At 72.4% G+C, this 17,688-nt stretch carries 17 protein-coding genes and 1 pseudogene; 12 read left to right on the top strand and 6 right to left on the bottom strand.

The window, feature by feature from the left end:
- Positions 1 to 37: 37 nt before the first annotated feature.
- The 7 genes from npdG (at position 38) to N1F89_RS12845 (ending at position 8,744) form a co-directional block, all read left to right on the top strand.
- Positions 38 to 727, top strand: a complete 690-nt coding sequence (npdG, locus tag N1F89_RS12875; protein WP_290084522.1) for an NADPH-dependent F420 reductase — start codon at positions 38 to 40, stop codon at positions 725 to 727.
- A complete protein-coding gene (cofE, locus tag N1F89_RS12870; protein WP_290084521.1) occupies positions 724 to 1,503 on the top strand; it encodes a coenzyme F420-0:L-glutamate ligase in 780 nt (259 codons plus the stop codon). Before npdG ends, cofE begins: the two co-directional genes overlap by 4 nt.
- The gene (gene cofD / locus N1F89_RS12865) at positions 1,500 to 2,471 is read left to right on the top strand and encodes a 2-phospho-L-lactate transferase (RefSeq protein ID WP_290084520.1); all 972 of its coding nucleotides are present in this window, start codon (positions 1,500 to 1,502) and stop codon (positions 2,469 to 2,471) included. The genes cofE and cofD overlap by 4 nt, the downstream gene beginning before the upstream one ends.
- Positions 2,468 to 3,217, top strand: coding sequence for a 2-phospho-L-lactate guanylyltransferase (cofC, locus tag N1F89_RS12860; RefSeq protein ID WP_290084518.1), 750 nt, complete (start codon positions 2,468 to 2,470; stop codon positions 3,215 to 3,217). The genes cofD and cofC overlap by 4 nt, the downstream gene beginning before the upstream one ends.
- On the top strand, positions 3,156 to 5,609 hold the full coding sequence (gene cofH, locus N1F89_RS12855; RefSeq protein WP_290084516.1) for a 5-amino-6-(D-ribitylamino)uracil--L-tyrosine 4-hydroxyphenyl transferase CofH: 2,454 nt from the start codon (positions 3,156 to 3,158) through the stop codon (positions 5,607 to 5,609). Before cofC ends, cofH begins: the two co-directional genes overlap by 62 nt.
- A 100-nt stretch (positions 5,610 to 5,709) precedes the next feature.
- Positions 5,710 to 7,284, top strand: a complete 1,575-nt coding sequence (locus N1F89_RS12850; protein WP_290084515.1) for a Re/Si-specific NAD(P)(+) transhydrogenase subunit alpha — start codon at positions 5,710 to 5,712, stop codon at positions 7,282 to 7,284.
- A 17-nt stretch (positions 7,285 to 7,301) separates the two neighbouring features.
- Complete coding sequence (locus N1F89_RS12845) at positions 7,302 to 8,744, top strand: NAD(P)(+) transhydrogenase (Re/Si-specific) subunit beta (protein WP_290084514.1); 1,443 nt, start codon at positions 7,302 to 7,304, stop codon at positions 8,742 to 8,744.
- A gap of 153 nt (positions 8,745 to 8,897) precedes the next feature.
- Here the strand turns inward: N1F89_RS12845 and N1F89_RS12840 are convergent, their stop codons facing one another.
- Together N1F89_RS12840 and N1F89_RS12835 are read right to left on the bottom strand one after the other, a co-directional pair.
- Positions 8,898 to 9,275 (bottom strand): Rid family detoxifying hydrolase, encoded by a 378-nt coding sequence (locus tag N1F89_RS12840; protein WP_290084513.1) that lies wholly within the window; start codon positions 9,273 to 9,275, stop codon positions 8,898 to 8,900.
- Between the two features lie 100 nt (positions 9,276 to 9,375).
- A complete protein-coding gene (locus N1F89_RS12835) occupies positions 9,376 to 10,095 on the bottom strand; it encodes a GntR family transcriptional regulator (RefSeq protein WP_290084512.1) in 720 nt (239 codons plus the stop codon).
- Between the two features lie 156 nt (positions 10,096 to 10,251).
- Here N1F89_RS12835 and N1F89_RS12830 point away from each other — a divergent pair, with 156 nt between their 5' ends.
- Complete coding sequence (locus N1F89_RS12830) at positions 10,252 to 10,500, top strand: hypothetical protein (RefSeq protein WP_290084511.1); 249 nt, start codon at positions 10,252 to 10,254, stop codon at positions 10,498 to 10,500.
- Between the two features lie 141 nt (positions 10,501 to 10,641).
- On the opposite strand, the gene N1F89_RS12825 is transcribed toward N1F89_RS12830, so the two are convergent.
- The 3 genes from N1F89_RS12825 to N1F89_RS12815 all read right to left on the bottom strand — a co-directional run bounded on the left by N1F89_RS12825 (position 10,642) and on the right by N1F89_RS12815 (position 13,840).
- On the bottom strand, positions 10,642 to 11,883 hold the full coding sequence (locus tag N1F89_RS12825; RefSeq protein WP_290084510.1) for an amidohydrolase/deacetylase family metallohydrolase: 1,242 nt from the start codon (positions 11,881 to 11,883) through the stop codon (positions 10,642 to 10,644).
- Complete coding sequence (locus tag N1F89_RS12820) at positions 11,884 to 13,413, bottom strand: M81 family metallopeptidase (RefSeq protein WP_290084509.1); 1,530 nt, start codon at positions 13,411 to 13,413, stop codon at positions 11,884 to 11,886. It abuts the gene before it with no gap.
- Positions 13,414 to 13,477: 64 nt separating this feature from the next.
- Positions 13,478 to 13,840 carry a RidA family protein gene (locus tag N1F89_RS12815; RefSeq protein ID WP_290084508.1) on the bottom strand — a complete coding sequence of 121 codons (363 nt, stop codon included), beginning with the start codon at positions 13,838 to 13,840 and terminating at the stop codon, positions 13,478 to 13,480.
- A 262-nt stretch (positions 13,841 to 14,102) separates the two neighbouring features.
- Between N1F89_RS12815 and N1F89_RS12810 the strand changes: the two genes are divergently transcribed.
- The 4 genes from N1F89_RS12810 (at position 14,103) to N1F89_RS12795 (ending at position 17,394) form a co-directional block, all read left to right on the top strand.
- On the top strand, positions 14,103 to 14,861 hold the full coding sequence (locus N1F89_RS12810) for an SDR family oxidoreductase (RefSeq protein WP_290084507.1): 759 nt from the start codon (positions 14,103 to 14,105) through the stop codon (positions 14,859 to 14,861).
- A gap of 76 nt (positions 14,862 to 14,937) precedes the next feature.
- Positions 14,938 to 15,813, top strand: coding sequence for a MurR/RpiR family transcriptional regulator (locus tag N1F89_RS12805; RefSeq protein ID WP_290084506.1), 876 nt, complete (start codon positions 14,938 to 14,940; stop codon positions 15,811 to 15,813).
- A gap of 6 nt (positions 15,814 to 15,819) precedes the next feature.
- A complete protein-coding gene (locus tag N1F89_RS12800; RefSeq protein ID WP_290084505.1) occupies positions 15,820 to 16,878 on the top strand; it encodes a D-TA family PLP-dependent enzyme in 1,059 nt (352 codons plus the stop codon).
- A 30-nt stretch (positions 16,879 to 16,908) separates the two neighbouring features.
- On the top strand, positions 16,909 to 17,394 hold the full coding sequence (locus tag N1F89_RS12795; protein WP_290084504.1) for a hypothetical protein: 486 nt from the start codon (positions 16,909 to 16,911) through the stop codon (positions 17,392 to 17,394).
- A gap of 21 nt (positions 17,395 to 17,415) precedes the next feature.
- Here the strand turns inward: N1F89_RS12795 and N1F89_RS12790 are convergent.
- Positions 17,416 to 17,688: pseudogene (locus N1F89_RS12790) on the bottom strand (hypothetical protein); the annotation flags it as partial.

The raw sequence follows: 17,688 nt of genomic DNA, 5'->3' as shown, positions 1-17,688 counted from the left end.
GGCGGCGCCGCGAGCCAAGCGACCACTGAGGACAGACATGAGCGAACCCGAAAGCTTCGAAAGCATCGCCATCGTGGGTGGCACAGGCGCCCTGGGCGGCGGTCTGGCCATGGCCTGCGCGCGCGCCGGCATGACGGTGTTCATCGGCTCGCGCGACGGCGCGCGCGCCGCCGCGGCGGCGGCCGAGATCGCCGCGGCGACCGGTGCGAGCGTCACCGGCATGGACAATGTCGCCTGCGCGCAGGCCGGCGACATCGTCGCCGTCACCGTTCCGGCGGCCAGCCAGGTGGCGACGCTCGAAAGCATCGCCGCGGCGACGGCCGGCAAGATCGTGCTCGACACCACCGTGCCGCTGGTGCCGCCCAAGGTGGCGCGCGTGCAGATGCCGGCGGAGGGATCGGCGGCGAACCGCGCAGCGGCCGCGCTGGGTTCCGAGGCACGGCTCGTGACCGGCTTCCACAGCGTCTCGGCGCAGAAGCTGAGAAGCGGCGAGGCGATCGCCGGCGACGTGCTGCTGTTTTCCGACGACGTTGCGGCACGCGCCGCGATCGTCGCACTCGCCGAGCGCATCGGCCTGCGCGGCGTGCATGCCGGCCCGCTGGCCAATTCGGTGGCGGCCGAGGCTCTGACCTCGGTGCTGATCGGCATCAACAAGCGCTACAACGTTCCCGAGGGCGCGGGCATCGTCGTCACCGGGATCGGGCCGCGGGCCGACGCATCGGCATGACCTCCGCCGCGCCGTCGCTGCAACTGCTGCCCGTCTGCGGCCTGCCGATGATCGGGCCGGACAGCGACCTGGCCGCCGAACTGGCGGCGGCGATGGCGCGCGCCGGTCTCGGCGTCGAGGACGGCGACATCCTCGTCGTCGCCCAGAAGGTGGTCAGCAAGGCGGAGGGGCGGCAGCGCCGGCTGGCCGACTTCGCGCCCTCGCCGCGCGCGCAGGCACTTGCCGCGACGGTGCACAAGGACCCGCGGCTGGTCGAAGCGGTGCTGTCGGAAAGCCGCAGCGTCATCCGCGCCGTGCCCAACGTTCTGATCGTCGAGCACCGGCTCGGCCACATCATGGCCAATGCCGGCATCGACCAGTCCAACGTCGCCGCACGCGGCGGCGACGACGAGACGATCCTGCTGCTGCCGGCCGACCCGGACGGCTCGGCCCGCGCCCTCAGGACGCGGCTATGCCCGCCCGACGTCGGGCGCCTCGGCGTCATCGTCTCCGACAGCTTCGGCCGCCCCTGGCGCGTCGGCACCACCGGCGTCGCGCTCGGTATCGCGCAGGTACCGGCGGTGATCGACCGGCGCGGCGAGGCCGACCTGTTCGGCCGCGCCATGCAGGTCACCGAGACCGGCTTCGCCGATGCCGTCGCCGCGGCCGCCGGCCTGGCGATGGGCGAAGGCGCGGAAGGCGTGCCGGCGGCGATCGTGCGCGGCCTCGCCTGGCAGCCCGGTGAGCGGACGATCCGCGACGGCCTGCGCCAGGCCGAACAGGATCTCTTCCGGTGAGCGGCGACGGACGTCGCCGCGACGGCCGCGTCGTCGCGCTGTGCGGCGGCATCGGCGGTGCCAAGCTGGCGCTCGGCCTGGCGCGCGTGGTGCCGGCGGACAGGCTGACGATGCTGGTCAACACCGGCGACGACTTCCAGCATCTCGGCCTGCATGTGAGCCCCGACATCGACACCGTGACCTACACGCTGGCCGGCCGCGCCAACGCCGAGACAGGCTGGGGCCGCGACGGCGAGAGCTGGCGCTTCATGGCGGCGGTGCGCGCGCTCGGCGGACCCGACTGGTTCGCGCTCGGCGATACCGACCTGGCCACCAAGGCGGTGCGCACCCAGCGCCTGGCCGAGGGCGCCCGGCTGACCACGGTGACCGGCGAGATCGCCCGCGCGCTCGGTGTCGGCTGCACCATCCTGCCGGCCAGCGACGACCGCATCGCGACCGTCCTGGACACCGACGAAGGCCGCCTTGCCTTCCAGCAGTATTTCGTCGCCCGGCGCTGGCAGCCGCGCGTCGCCGCCCTCGCCTTCGAGGGTGCGGCGACCGCGCGCCCGGCGCCCGAGGCGCTTGCCGCACTCACCGATCCGGCGCTCGAGGCCATCGTCATCTGCCCGTCCAATCCGTGGCTGTCCATCGACCCGATGCTCGCCGTGCCCGGCATCCGCGAAGCCCTCCGAGCGGCGGCCGCACCGGTCGTCGCCGTCGCGCCGCTGATCGGCGGCGCCGCGGTCAAGGGCCCGCTCGCCAAGCTGATGGGCGAGCTCGGCCTCGCCGTCTCGCTGCAGGCGATCGCCGATCACTACGACGATTTCCTCAACGTTCTGATCGCCGACGAGACCGACAGCGCAGTCACGGTCGCGGGACCGGCGACGGTGTTCGCGCCGACGCTGATGCAAAGCCTCGACGACCGCATCGCCCTGGCGCAGCGGGTGCTCGCGGCCGCACGCGACCATGCCGCCGGAGACGCCCGATGATCCGCGGCGCCTGGGTTCTGGTTCCGGTGAAGGACCGCGCCGGCGCCAAGTCGCGGCTGTCGCCGGTGCTCTCGCCGGTCGAGCGCACCGCGTTGCAGCGCGCCATGCTGCTCGATCTCATCGACGGGCTGGAGCGCTCCGCGCTGCTTGCCGGCGTCGCGCTGTGCGGGCCGGACGTGGCGACCGCGGAGCTGGCGCGGCGCGCCGGCCACCTGTTCATCCAGGAACCGGCCTCCGCTATCGGCCTCAACGCCGCGCTGGCGCATGGCGCCGAAGCCCTGCGTGATCACGGCGCCAGGCTGATCGCCGTGCTGCCGGGCGATCTGCCGCTGGCCGACGGCACCGAGCTCGACCAGGCCTTCGCCGCCGTTGCGCGGTCGGGCCGCCGGGCCGTGGTCCCCGACCATGCCGGCGAAGGCACCAACGGCCTCGTTTTTGCCCGTGCGGCGGTGCCGCGCTTCCGGTTCGGGCCGGGCAGCTTCCGCCGCCACCTGGCCGCCGACCGCGAGGCGCTGCCGCCGCGTGCCATGCCGCTCGCCTCCTTCGCCTTCGACATCGACGCGCCGGCCGACCTCGCGCGCCTCGGCCGGCAGCCCTGCACCCCGCACGGCCGACGTAGCCGCGCGCTTGCCGCGGCGCTCGCCGAGCGCCCGGCACACCCCATCCAACACGGGAGCTTGTCCGATGAGCATACCGCCGATCGCGCCCTGGACCGACCGACTCATCAATGGCGGGAGCCTCACTGACGAGGAGGCGCTGCTGCTGGCGGGCTGCGACGACCTGCCGGCGCTCACCCGTGCGGCCGGTACGGTGCGCGACGCGCGTGCCGGCGACCGCGTCACCGTCTCGCGGAAGGTGTTCATCCCGCTGACGCAGCTTTGCCGCGACGTCTGCCATTACTGCACCTTCGCCCAGGCGCCGCGCAACTGCCGCGAAGCCTTCCTGAAGCCCGACGCCGTGCTGGAGATCGCCCGCCGGGGCGTCGCGGCCGGCTGCGACGAGGCGCTGTTCACGCTCGGCGACAAGCCGGAGCTGCGCTACGCCGTCGCCCGCGAGGAACTGAAGGCGCTCGGCCATGCCACGACGGCCGACTACCTGCAGGCGATGGCCGGCATGGTTCTGCGCGAGACCGGGCTGCTGCCGCACATCAATGCCGGCGTGATGAGCGAGGCGGAAATCCGTGACCTGCGCGCGGTCTCGGTCTCGCAGGGCATCATGCTGGAGACGGCGGCCGAGCGGCTGAGCCAACGCGGCGGGCCGCATTTCGGCTCGCCCGACAAGCAGCCGGCGGTGCGCCTGGCGATGATCGAGGCGGCCGGTCGCGCCGCCGTGCCCTTCACCAGCGGCATCCTGATCGGCATCGGCGAGACGCGCCGCGAGCGCATCGAGGCGCTTCTGGCCCTGCGCGCGCTGCACCGGCGCCATGGTCACATCCAGGAGATCATCGTCCAGAATTTCCGCGCCAAGCCCGGCACCAGGATGGCCGACGCCGCCGAGCCGGGACTTGCGGACCAAGTGTGGACGATCGCCGTCGCCCGGCTGATCTTCGGCCGCGAGACGGCCATCCAGTCGCCGCCCAACCTGCGCGCCCAGGATCTCGGCGCGCTGATCGGCGCCGGCATCGACGACTGGGGCGGCGTCTCGCCGGTCACGCCCGACCACGTCAACCCGGAGGCGCCGTGGCCGGAGCTGCAGCGGCTGGCCGACGAGACCGCTAACGCCGGGCGGACGCTGGTGCCGCGCCTCGCCGTCTATCCCGACTGGCTGGCCGACGCGGCGCGCTGGCTGGCGCCGGAACCGCGCATGGCGGCGCTGCGCCGGCAGGACGGCTCCGGCCACGCGCATGAGAGCGGCTGGCGCGTCGGCCGCGAGCAGCATGCGCACCCCTTCCCGCAGGCGGCCGCCGTCGCCGGGCCGCAGGCCGCCATCGGCCGCACCATCGACCGGGCCGCGGCCGGCCGCGCGCTCAGCGAAGGCGAGATCACGGCGCTCTTCGAGGCGCGCGGCAGCGCGCGGGAAGCCGTCGTGGCGGCGGCCGACGCGGTGCGCCGCGAACGCGTCGGCGACACGGTCGGCTACGTCGTCACGCGCAACATCAACTACACCAATGTGTGCGGCTATGGCTGCCGCTTCTGCGCCTTCTCGAAGGGCCGCACCGCCGAACATCTGCGCGGCCGGCCCTACGACCTAGAGCTGTCCGAGATCGCGCGGCGCGTCGACGAGGCGTGGCAGCGCGGCGGCGTCGAGGTCTGCATGCAGGGCGGCATCCACCCCGACTACACCGGCGAGACCTATCTGGAGATCTGCCGAACTGCGAAGCGCGCCGTGCCCGACATCCACGTGCACGCCTTCTCGCCGCTCGAGGTGCGGCACGGCGCCGACACGCTCGGCCTTCCCGTCGCCGACTTCCTGCAGCGGCTGAAGGAGGCCGGTCTCGGCAGCCTGCCGGGCACGGCGGCCGAGATCCTCGACGACGAGATCCGCGCGACGCTGTGCGCCGAGAAGCTGTCGACGGCGGCGTGGTTCGAGGTCGTCGAGGCGGCGCACCGGGCCGGCCTGCGCACCACCGCAACCATCATGTTCGGCCATGTCGAGGGCTATGCGCACTGGGCGCGCCACCTGACGCGCATCCGCGCCGCGCAGGAGCGCACCGGCGGCTTCACCGAGTTCGTGCCGCTGCCCTTCGTGCACATGGAAGCGCCGATCTATCTCAAGGGCGAGGCGCGCCAGGGGCCGAGCTTCCGCGAGGCGGTGCTGATGCACGCGGTGGCCCGCCTCGCCCTCAACCCGGTCATTCCCAACATCCAGGTCTCGTGGGTGAAGATGGGCGAGGCCGGCATCGCCGCTGCGCTGGCGGCCGGCGCCAACGATCTGGGCGGCGTTCTGATGGACGAATCGATCAGCCGCGCGGCCGGCACCGAGCATGGTCAGGAATACGCGCCGCAGCGCATGGAGGCGGCGATCCGTCGCGCCGGACGCATCCCGCGCCAGCGCACGACGCTCTACGGCACCCCGCCGGCCGTGCAAACGCGGCGCTCCCACCAGGCGCCGCCGCTCGCCGAACGAATCCAGGCGCCGGCGCTCAAGCGGGCGCGCACGGGCAGCCGGCACGCCCTCGCCGAGACGGCCACCGGCTAGCGCGACCGCGTCAAGAGGACAAGTTCGAGCCGATCCGCGCTTCGATGAAAGGCGGAACGGCTCGCCCACGACCGCGCAATCAACACGAGGGGATCACACAGTGAAGATCGCAACGCCCAGGGAAACCCTGGAGGGCGAGGCGCGGGTCGCCATGACCCCCGAAAGCGCCGCGCTGCTTCGCAAACTCGGCCACGACTGCGCCATCGAGAGCGGCGCCGGCGAGAAGGCCGGCTTCACCGACGACGCCTACCGCGACGCTGGCGTCGAGATCCTGCCCGCGCCAGAGGCCGTGTGGGCCTGGGCCGACGTCATCGCCAAGGTGCGGCCGCCAAGCGAAGCCGAGGTCGACCGCCTGGACAAGGACAAGCTGCTCGTCGGCTTCTTCCATCCGGCCGCCAACGAGGCGCTGATGGCGCGCGCTGCTGGGCGCGGCGCGACCGTCGTCGCCATGGACATGGTGCCGCGCATCAGCCGGGCGCAGAAGATGGACGCGCTGTCGTCGATGGCCAACATCGCCGGCTACCGCGCCGTCATCGAGGCCGGCGGCAATTTCGGCCGCTTCTTCACCGGCCAGGTAACGGCCGCCGGCAAGGTGCCGCCGGCCCAGGTGCTGGTCGTCGGCGCCGGCGTCGCCGGGCTCGCCGCGATCGGCACCGCGACGTCGCTCGGCGCCGTCACACTCGCCTTCGACGTGCGGCCGGAGGTCGCCGAGCAGGTCGAATCGATGGGTGCGGAGTTCGTTTATCTCGACTTCGAGGAAGACCAGGCGGACGGCGCGGAAACCGGCGGCTACGCCAAGCCCTCCTCGCCCGAGTTCCGCGCCGCCCAGCTCGCCCGCTTCCGCGAGCTGGCGCCGCAGGTCGACATCGTCATCACCACCGCGCTGATCCCCAACCGCGAAGCGCCGGAGCTGTGGACTGAGGACATGGTGCGGGCGATGAAGCCCGGCTCCGTCATCGTTGATTTGGCGGCCGAGCGCGGCGGAAACTGCAAGCTGACGGTTCCCGACGCGCGGATCGTCACCGACAACGGCGTCGTCGTCATCGGCTACACCGACTTCCCCTCGCGCATGGCCACACAGGCCTCGGCGCTCTACGCGCGCAACGTCTGCCATCTGATCGCCGACCTGACGCCGGGCAAGGACGGCCGGATCGTGCACGACATGGAGGACGACGTCATCCGCGGCGCGACGATCGCCCATGCCGGCGCCGTCACCTTCCCGCCGCCGCCGCCCAAGGTGAAGGCGATCGCCGCGCAGAAGCCCAGGCCACGCGAGACGCAGCCGAGCGCGGCGGAGCGACAGGCCACCGAACAGGCGGCCGCGCGGCGGCAGACGCGCATGCAGGTCGGCCTGCTGGCGGCCGGTGCGGCGCTGATGGCGCTGATCGGCGTCTTCGCGCCGGCCTCCTTCTTGCAGCACTTCATCGTCTTCGTGCTGGCCTGTTTCGTCGGCTTCCAGGTGATCTGGAGCGTCAACCATGCGCTGCACACGCCGCTGATGGCCGTCACCAACGCGATCTCCGGCATCATCGTGCTCGGCGCGCTGCTGCAGATCGGGTCCGGCCACTGGCTGGTCACTGCGCTGGCCGCGGTCTCGGTTCTGGTGGCGACGATCAACGTCGTCGGCGGCTTCCTGGTGACGCGCCGCATGCTGGCGATGTTCCGCAAATCCTGACCGGAAGGGACCCTTTCATGCTCAATCAGCAACTGGTGACCGCCGCCGCGGTGGCAGCCGGCGTTCTCTTCGTCCTTTCCCTCGGCGGCCTCAAGGATCAGGAAAGCGCCAAGCGCGCGGTCTGGTACGGCATCGTCGGCATGGCGCTCGCCGTGCTCTTCACCGCGCTCGGACCGGGCATCGACAACCATCTCCTGATGCTGGCGATGATGCTCGCCGGCGCCGTGGTCGGCATCGTCGTCGCACGCCGGGTCGCGATGACCCAGATGCCGCAGCTCGTCGCCGCGCTGCACTCCTTCGTCGGCCTGGCGGCCGTCTTCGTCGGCCTCAACGCCGAGATGGAGCGGCTGCGGGTGGCGGCGCTGCGGACCTCCGGCGCGGCGCTCGACGGGCTCGCGGCCTTCGCCGCCACGGTGGCCGGCAAGACGCCGCCCGAGATCGCCTTCCTGCAGATCGAGGTCGTGCTCGGCATCTTCATCGGCGCCGTCACCTTCACCGGCTCGATCGTCGCGTTCGGCAAGCTGGCCGGCAAGGTCGACGGCAAGCCGGCGAAGCTGCCCGGCGGCCACGCGCTCAACGCCGCCGCGCTGGCCGCCTGTGTCGGCCTGGCGATCTGGTACTTCGTCGCCGGCGGCATGCTGCCGCTCGTGCTCATCGCCGTCCTCGCCTTCTTCATCGGCTACCACCTCATCATGGGCATCGGCGGCGCCGACATGCCGGTCGTGGTGTCGATGCTCAACTCCTATTCGGGCTGGGCGGCGGCGGCGATCGGCTTCACCCTGTCGAACGACCTGCTGATCGTCACCGGCGCACTGGTCGGCTCGTCGGGCGCGATCCTCAGCTACATCATGTGCAAGGCGATGAATCGCGGCTTCGTCTCCGTCATCCTCGGCGGCTTCGGCGGCAGCAGCGGGCCGCAGGCCGCAATCGACGGCGAGATGGTCGCCACCACGGCCGACGAGGTGGCCGCCGAGCTCGAGGACGCCGACAGCGTCGTCATCGTGCCCGGCTACGGCATGGCCGTCGCCCAGGCGCAGAACGCCGTCTCCGACCTGACGCAGCGGCTGCGCGCACGCGGCAAGACGGTGCGCTTCGCCATCCACCCGGTCGCCGGCCGCCTGCCCGGCCACATGAACGTGCTCCTGGCCGAGGCCAAAGTGCCTTACGACATCGTGCTGGAGATGGACGAGATCAACGACGACTTCGCCGACACCGACGTCGTCATCGTCATCGGCTCCAACGACATCGTCAATCCGGCCGCGCAGGACGATCCGAACTCGCCGATCGCCGGCATGCCGGTTCTGGAGGTGTGGAAGGCGCGCAGCGTCATCGTCAGCAAGCGCGGCCAGGGCACCGGCTATTCCGGCATCGAGAACCCGCTGTTCTTCAAAGACAACACGCGCATGCTCTACGGCGACGCGCGGCAGTCGATCGGCGACCTTCTCGGCAGGCTCGGCTGACGTCGCGCGGCGGCAGCCGGTTCGCCGCCGTCGGGCAACGCGACGAGACGATGTGTCGGAGCCGTCCGGCGCTTCCGCGACAAGCAGATCGGCTCCAAGGAAAAGGGGGACGCGCCGAGCGCGTCCCCGCTTGCGGCGGTCCCGCGCGGCGCGTCAGGCGATCTCGATCACCGCCTCGACCTCGACCTGCGCCCCCTTGGGCAGGGCGGAGACCTCGTAGCAGGCGCGCGCGGGATGCGGCTCCTTGAAGGCCTTGGCGTATTCGTCGTTGATGGCGGCAAAACCGCCGAGATCGGTCAGCAGGATCGTCGTCTTGACCGTGCGCGAGATGTCGGTGCCGGCCTCACGGGCGATCGCGGCGATGTTCGCCATGCACTGGCGCATCTGGCCGACCGCGTCGGGGGCGGCGAACTCGCCGGTCGCCGGGTCGATCGGGAGCTGGCCCGAGACGAACAGCAGGTTTCCGGTGCGCACGGCCTGCGAATAGGGGCCGACGGCGGCCGGCGCCTCGGAAGTGGAAACGGGAGTCATGGCCTTCTCCTTGGTTGGCACGTCTGTTCGACAAGACGGCGCCGCGCGCCGCCGGGCCGCCCGCATTGCCATGCGAACGGCAAAGCCCGGACGCCGGCGGCTACGGCCGCTCCAGCGCGCCCGCTTCGATCGGTGCGATATTCGCCTCGCTCAGGCTGGAATGTTTGGCGATACCGTCCATCACCATGCCGCGCACGCTCTCGATGTGGGCAAGCGTGCAGGCGCGCGCGGCGGCGCGGTCGCCGGCGACAAGCGCCTCGATCAGCTCCTCGTGCTCGGCACGCGTCGCATGCGGCCGCTCGCGCAGCACATAACCAAGATGCAGGAGCCGTGTCATCTCGTCGAGGATCTGCGCAAGAAGCCCCGTCAGCCGCGAGTTGTTGGCGGCCCGCGCAATCTCCAGATGGAAGGCGTTGTTGGCGGCGACAAAGCGCGCCTCGCTGGCCACGTCGCCGGGGACGTAGCCCTCCACACAGCGCGCGTCGAGCGCCACCAGCCGATCACGGTCGACACGGCCGCAGGCGAGCTCCGCCGTGGCCGGCTCGACGATGCTGCGCAGCTCGAACAGCTCGCGCACCGTCTTCAGCGTAACCGGCGCGATGACGTGGCCGCGACGCGGCTGCGAGACGACGTAGGCCTCTTGCGCCAGCCGTGACAGCGCCTGCCGCACCGGCGCCTTGCCGAAACCGTAGAGCTCACACAGCCTCGCCTCGCTGACCTCGTCGCCGGGGCGCAGCCGGCACCAAACGATGTCGTCCTTGATCTTCTTGTAGGCCTGCTCGCCGAGCCCTATCTGCGGTTGAAGGTCGCTGGCGCTCATTTTGCTGTCGAACTCCTTCCGCAGGCATGGCGAATCCTCACTACACGATAAGCTGACCTTGCAGATTGAGCAAGCTGACATGTGAATTGGGTGCGCAGCGCGAACTGCATCATCCCCTGTCGAAAGCCCCTATCCAGCCGCTCGCATTCCTTGTGATTGGCCTTCTTCCGCATCCGGTTTCCCTGCAGCGGCAGATCGGAATCCGTCTTCGATGCCGGGCTTGCCGATCTCATTGAGCAGTTCAAGTCGATTCCCGATGCGGTGGTGCTGGAGGAGACCAGCGGCTACGAGCCGCCTTGCGCCGGCCGATCTCACGGTCCGGCCGAACTTTCGCTGTCGACAGCAAGAGAGCGGGCCGGCGCACACCGTTTGTGCGATGCGCGCGAGGTCTCTCGCCACGGCTGAGCCCCCGGTTCCGAGTTCCCGACCATGTGTCCTCGAAAGGCGGGATCTGCCCGCCGGGCAGCCGACACCTCCGTGCCAGGCGCCTTCGTGGTGCGACGGCCCCGCCATTCGGGCGGATGGGTGGACGGAGGCTGCGCCGGCTCAGTCGCGGCCGCTCATGCGGTGGCCGAGGTGGCGGCGCAGGTGGTCGGCGTGGGTGGCGCGCGGAGGCAGGGCCGGCGGCGGGCCGGCGAGCGGATCGCCCTCCTGGTTGTCGTGCCAGCGGCCGGCCACCGCGATGCCGCGCGAGACGAGACGATGCTGCGCGACGAGCTCTGCGCCGGTGGAATCGTGCAGCCGCACCGGCCCCTCGTCGAGCGCCAGCACCGCGGCGTCGCCGACGCCGCCGACCGCCAGCCGGCCGAGATCGGCGCGGCCGATCGCCTCGGCCGGGCGCACCGTCGCCGCCGCCACGACGTCGGCGAGCGGCATGCCGAGCGCCAGAAGCTTGCTCATCGAGACGAGCAGGTCGTAGGCCGGGCCGTCGGCGCAGAACAGGTGCAGGTCGCTGCTCACCACGTCGGGCGCGAAGCCGCCGGCGAGCATGGCGCGCGCCACAGCGAAGTCGAACGAGCCCATGCCGTGGCCGATGTCGAAGACGATGCCGCGGGCGCGCGCGGCCAGCATGTCCTGGCGGATGGCGCCGGCGCCGTCGACCGGCGCGTTGGGAAACGGCCGGAAGCAGTGGGTCAGGACGTCGCCGGGACGCAGCCGGTCGAGCACCTCGAGGCGGCCGGGCGGCGGCTCGTCGATATGCGCCATCAGCGGCAGGCGGGCGCGGTCGGCCGCCTCCAGCGCGATGTCGACGGGCGCGATGCCGCGGTCGCCGCCGGCGATGCGGCCCGAGCGCACCTTGATGCCGACGATGCGGTCGGCGTTGTCGGCCGCGCAGGCGACGGCCTCGCGCGCGTCGAGCAGCGCCAGATCGCCGCTCTCGCCCACCATCACGTTGCGCGAGAAGCCGAAGATGCCGCCGAAGGAGATGTTGAGGAAGGCCAGGATGCGCACCGCCGCGCGCTCGATCACATGGGCGCGGAAGCCGAGGAAGTTGCCCGCCCCGGCGCTGCCGGCGTCGACGAAGGTGGTGGTGCCGGCGCGCGCGGCGATCCGCTCGGCGTCGACGCCGAGCGGCGTGCCGCCCCAGTAGACATGGGTGTGCAGGTCGATCAGCCCCGGCGTCACCAGGCAGCCGGCGGCCTCGACCACGCGCGCCGCCCGCTCGCGCGGCAGCGCCGGCGCGATGGCCGCCACCCGGGCGCCGGCGAAGCCGACATCGCGCACCGCGTCGAGGCCGGAGGCCGGATCGACGAGCCGGCCGCCGACAATCAGAAGATCGAAGTCCATTCAGCGCCTCCCGGCCGCGGCGGCGCGCGTGGCCGCGACGTCCGGCGCCGCATCCGTCTCCTCGTCGGCCCAGGGCTCGTCGACGATCGGCCAGATCGGCCGGTCGAGCTTGCGGTAGGCGGTGGTGCGCGGATCGCTCGGATAGCAGCCCTCGACCGTGGCGTAGAGGATCTCGCGGGCGATCGGCGCGAAGCCGGCGCGGAAATGGTTGGTCGACTTGACGACCAGCGCGTGCTTGTCGCCCGGCGCGATGCCGAGATTGGTGAAGACGTCGGGTTCGAAGGTCTGCGTGCGGTTGGTGTTGAGGACGATGTCGAGCTCGGTGCCGACGGGGCGCACCACCGCCACCGGGCCGAGCGGCACGCGGCTGGCGCCGAAGGACTGCCAGCCCGCCTCGGCCACCGTGCGCACCTCGACGGTGGCGTCGAACGGCCGGCCGCTCGCCGCGTTGGCCTTGCCGCCGAGCCGCATGTCGAGCACCGTGCCGGCGCCCGCGCCATGCGCGAAGGCGACCGCCTGCGGGTCCCACAGCGTGGCCAGCGCGGCGCGCGTCACGCCGGCGCCGACCAGCGCGTGCAGGATCGCGGTGTTGTCGCCGGCCGTGCCGCCGCCGGGATTGTCCCACATGTCGGCGATGACGAAGGGCTTCGCGGCGGCCGGCGCGGCGGCCACCCGCGCCACCGCCTCGGCGGCCGGCAGGCTGGGCTGGCGGGTGGTGCCGCGCATGGCGCGCACCTCGCGGCCGAGCCGGGCGGCGAGCGCCGCGCCCCGTGCCGCGTCGCCGTCGGTGACGACCAGCACCCGGGTGCCCATCTCGGGCACGTCGGCGGCCATGAAGCCGTGCACCAGCGACACCGACAGGACGCCGTCGCGCCCCTGGAGCGCCTCGATGCGGTCGACGAAGCCGCGCATCGGCTGGCGGCTGGTCGGGAAGACGTCGACCATGCGGCAGTCGAACACCGACTGCACGGGGCGGATCTCGCCGCGCGCGGCGCGCAGGGCGAGGTCGACGACGTGCTCGGCGCGCGCCTCGAAATCGGTGTGCGGAAACTCCAGGAAGGTGGCGAGGATGTCGGCGGCGGCGACGCGCCGGGCGGTCAGGTGGCTGTGCGGGTCGAGCTCGGCCGCCACCACCGTCTCGCGGCCGACGACGGCGCGCACGCGCTCCAGCAGGTCGCCCTCGCAGTCGTCGAGGCCGCGCGCCACCATGGCGCCGTGCAGGCCGAGCACCACGCAGTCGACCGGCAGCGCGGCGCGGAGCTGGCCGAGGATCTCGTCGCGCAGCGCCTCGTAGACGTCGAGGCGCACATAGCCGCCGGGCTCGGCCCAGGCCGCCGTGCCCTCGACCAGCGTGAAGCCCTCCGCGCGGGCGCGCCGGCGCAGCACCGTGATCGGCGCCGAACACAGCGTCGGCGTGTCGGGGTGGCGGCCGGGCGGCGCGTAGAGCGCCATCTCGAAGGCCTTGCGGTCGGTCGGCACCGGCGAGAAGGTGTTGGTCTCGGTGGCCAGCGAAGCGGTGAAGACGCGCATGGGCGTTCGGTCCTGTGCGGGTGGAAGCCGGCGGCGGGCGCCGCCGGCCGGGCTCGCCCGCCGCTCAGAGCGGCTTGTAGGCGACCGCCTCCACCTCGATCTTGATGTCGATCATGAGCCGCGCCTCGACCGTCGTGCGGGCCGGCGGGTCCTTCGGGAAGTGCCTGGCATAGACGGCGTTGAAGGCACCGAAGTCGCGCGCGTCCTCGAGCCACACCGTCGTCTTGACCACGTCCTCCATCGCGCAGCCGGCAAGCGCCAGCGCGGCCTTCAGGTTGGACAGCACCTGCTCGGTCTGCTCGGTGACGCCGCCCTTGACGACGACGCCGTCGGCGACCGGAACCTGGCCCGACACGTAGACGAAATCGCCGGCGCGGACCGCCGGCGACAGCGGCACGTGGGACGAGCCGAAACACTGCTTGCTCATGCTTGATTCTCCTGCGATGGACGTTGCTGCCCGACGCCGTTGCCGGCGCCGGGGTGCGGCCTTGTCGCCCGGCGCGCCCCCGGCAGGCAAGCCACGGCCGACCGTTCTCCTGTGTAAGCTTCTTACACGGGACGATGAAAAACCACAATCTCGGGGCCGCGATGTTGCTTTGTTACAAAAATTCCGCATCCTGCCGGTGGCTGCCGAGCGTGCTGCGCGGCAGCGGCACGACAGCGGGCGAACGGCCGGGCAAGGAGGCGGGATGATCGATTTCGACGGCGGACGCGTGATCGTCACGGGCGCCGGCGGCGGCGTCGGCAAGGCGCTGGTCGCCGAACTGGCGCGCTGCAACGCGCAGGTCGTGGCCTGCGACCTGCCGGAGGCCGACCTCGGCGCCGACGGCATCGTCGAGGCGCACCATTTCGACCTGGTCGACGCGGCGGCGGTGGAGGCGGCGGCCGCGCGCATCCTGGCCGGCGGCGCGCCGGCGGCGATGATCTCGAACGCCGGCTGGACGCGCGCGGAGACGCTCGACCAGGTGACGCCGCAGGCGCTCCGGCACGAGATGGATCTCAACTTCACCGGCGCCGCGCTGCTCAGCCACGCGCTGCTGCCGGCCATGCGCGACCGGCCGGGCGGCGCGGCCTTCGTCTTCGTCACCTCGGTCAACGCGCTCGCGCATTGCGGCAATCCGGCCTATTCGGCCGCCAAGGCGGCGCTGATCGCCTGGACGCGGGCGCTGGCGACCGAGGAGGGCGGCCACGGCATCCGCGCCAACGCGGTGGCGCCGGGCTCGATCCGCACCGGCGCCTGGGAGCACCGCATCGCCGAGAACCCCGAGATCATGCAGGGCGTGCGCCGGCTCTACCCGCTCGGCCGCCTGGTCGAGCCGGCCGAGGTGGCGCGCACGGTCGCCTTCCTCGCCTCGCCGGCGGCCAGCGGCATCACCGGCGCGACGCTGCCGGTCGACGGCGGGCTGACGGCGGGCAACCTGCCCTTCCTGCGCCAGATCGCCGGCTGAGGGCGCGATGGCGGCGGGCAAGTCAAGGCGCGGGGCGGCGGCGGGCGCGGCAGGCGCGGCGAGCGACGGGCGCAACGTGGACATCGTGGCGCGGCTGCAGAACCGCCTCGAGCAGGGCCGCGAGGCCGAGCGCCGGCTGGTGCAGACCATGCTCGCCGATCTCAACTTCGCCGCCCACGCGCCGATCGCGCAGATCGCCGAGCGCGCCGGCGTCAGCGAGCCGACGATCACGCGGCTGGCCCGGGCGCTCGGCTTTCCCGGCACGCGGGTGATGCGCTTCCATCTCGCCCAGGCGCTGGCGATCGGCGGCGCCTATCTGCGCTCGCGCGGCGGCGAGGCGGAGGCGCTGACGCCGGCCGGCCAGGTGGTCGCCAAGGTGGCGGGCGGCGCGCATGCGGCGATCGAGCTGATGTCGATGGCGCTCGCCGACGTCGACCTGGAGGCGATCGCCCGCTCGCTCAGCCGGGCGAGCCAGATCCTCGTCTACGGCACCGGCGGCGGCTCCTCGATGGCGGCCGTCGAGCTACAGAACCGGCTGTTCCGGCTGCGCCTGCACGCCACCGCGCACACCGACCCGCAGCTCCAGCGCATGAGCGCCTCGGTGCTCGAGCCGGGCGCCATGGTGATCGGCTTTTCCATCTCCGGCCAGGCCGCCTCGGTGATCGACGCGGTGTCGATCGCCCGCCAGTACGGCGCGCGCGCGCTGGTCATCACCACGCCGGGCTCGCCGCTGGCGGCGGCCGGCGACGCGCTGCTGCCGCTGACCTTCAAGGAAGACCCAAACCTCTACAAGCCGTCGGCGACGCGCTACGCGCTGCTGGCGGCGGTCGACATCCTCGCCATGGCGACGGCCGAGGCGATCGGCCCGCCGGTGCTGGAGCCGCTGCGCCGGGTGCGCCACAGCCTGGCCAGCCAGAACATCCGCAACCCCGACCTGCCGATCGGAGACTGAGCCGCCATGCTGACCAAGACCCTCGACACGCCCTGCGTGGTGATCGACCGGCGCATCGTGGAGAGCAACCTGCAGCGCGCCCAGGCCTATGCCGACCGGCACGGGCTGCCGCTGCGGCCGCACGTCAAGACGCACAAGCTGCCGCTGTTCGCGCACCGGCAGATCGCGCTCGGCGCCGTCGGCATCACCTGCCAGAAGCTGGGCGAGGCCGAGGTGATGGCCGACGCCGGCATCGACGACATCTTCATCCCCTACAACATCCTCGGCGCGGCCAAGCTCGACCGGCTGGCGATGCTGCACCGGCGCGTCACGCTGTCGGTGACGGCCGACAGCGCCGAGACGGTCGCCGGCTATGCCGCGCGCTTCGCCGATGCCGGCCGCCGGCTGCCCGTTCTGGTCGAGTGCGACACCGGCGGCGGGCGCTGCGGCGTGCAGACGGCGGACGAGGCGCTGGCGCTCGCCCGGCAGATCGACGCCGCGCCCGGCCTCGCCTTCGAGGGGCTGATGACCTACCCGCCGCGCGCGGCGAACGAGACCGTGGAGGCGTGGCTGGCGGGCGCCGCGGCGCTGATCCGCGCGGCCGGCCTGCCGGTCAACCGCATTTCGAACGGCGGCTCGCCCGGCTTCTATTCCGCCGCCGAGGTGCGCTCGGCGACCGAGCACCGGCCCGGCACCTACATCTATTCCGACCGCATGCAGGTCTCGCTCGGCCACGGCACGCTGGCCGACTGCGCGCTGACGGTGCTGGCGACCGTCGTCAGCCGGCCGACGCCCGAGCGCGCCATCCTCGACGCCGGCTCCAAGGCGCTCGCCGCCGACACCTGCGCGGCGCCCGGCCACGGCCACATCGTCGAATATCCCGACGCGCTGATCTCCGGCCTCAGCGAGGAGCACGCCACGGTCGACCTGTCGGCCTGCGCGGCGCGGCCGGCGGTGGGCGAGAAGGTCCGCGTCATCCCCAACCACGTCTGCGTGGTGTCGAACCTGTTCGACGCCGTCACGCTGGTCGAGGACGGCGTCGTGGTCGACCGGCTGCCGGTCGCCGCGCGCGGCCGCGTCGACTGAGCCGCACCGCATGCCACAGGAGGAGACCCGATGATCTTCGACAAGAACCCCTTCCCGCAGGGCGACGCCGACCGCCACGCGCTGTGGGAGATGCTGGTGCGGCGCGACATCGCCGCCTTCATGGCGCAGGACTGGTCGATCGTCGAGAACGACTTCATCGCCGACGGCTTCTTCGGCATGCACGCCCACTTCCTCAACGACGCCGATTCCTGGCGGCTGCAGTTCCCCACGCTGGAAGCCTACCGCGACGAGTGGCTGCGCCAGGCGCGCGACACCGCCAAGGTGGCGTTCGCCGAGCCGCTGGAGCAGGCGCTGTTCCGCATCACCAACATGCGCGACATCGACGTCGGCGGCGACAAGGCGGTGCTGCACAAGAAGTTCAACGGCTCCGTGCAGCGCGCCGACGGCACCGCCGACCGGCTCAACTGGCAGACGCTCTACTTCTGCCGCCGCGTCGCCGACACGTGGAAGATCGCCGGCTTCGTCGGCTACATGCCGCATCCGCTGTGCGCGTGAGCGGCGCGGGGTGCGGGCCGCTCAGCGATGTTTGGCGACCAGGCCGTGCTGCTTGATGGGGCCGCGCCGCTCGACCGCGTCCGGCCCGGCGACCTGGTCGAGCGCGGCCATCACGCGCGGCAGCATGCCGGTCTCGTTGCCCGGCATGCCCTCCTCCAGCGCCACCTCCTCCTCCGCCGCGTTGTACTGCCAGGCGAGCAGGACGGCGAGCTTCTGATCGGCCGTCAGCGCGTCGTCGGCCGGCACCGCCTCGGGACCGGCATAGACGGCGGCGGGATCGAGCAGCGCGCGCTC

The sequence above is a fragment of the Aquibium sp. A9E412 genome, assembly GCF_030398335.1.
Classification (GTDB): Bacteria; Pseudomonadota; Alphaproteobacteria; order Rhizobiales; family Rhizobiaceae; genus A9E412.
This window is presented reverse-complemented; position numbering and strand designations above follow the sequence as displayed.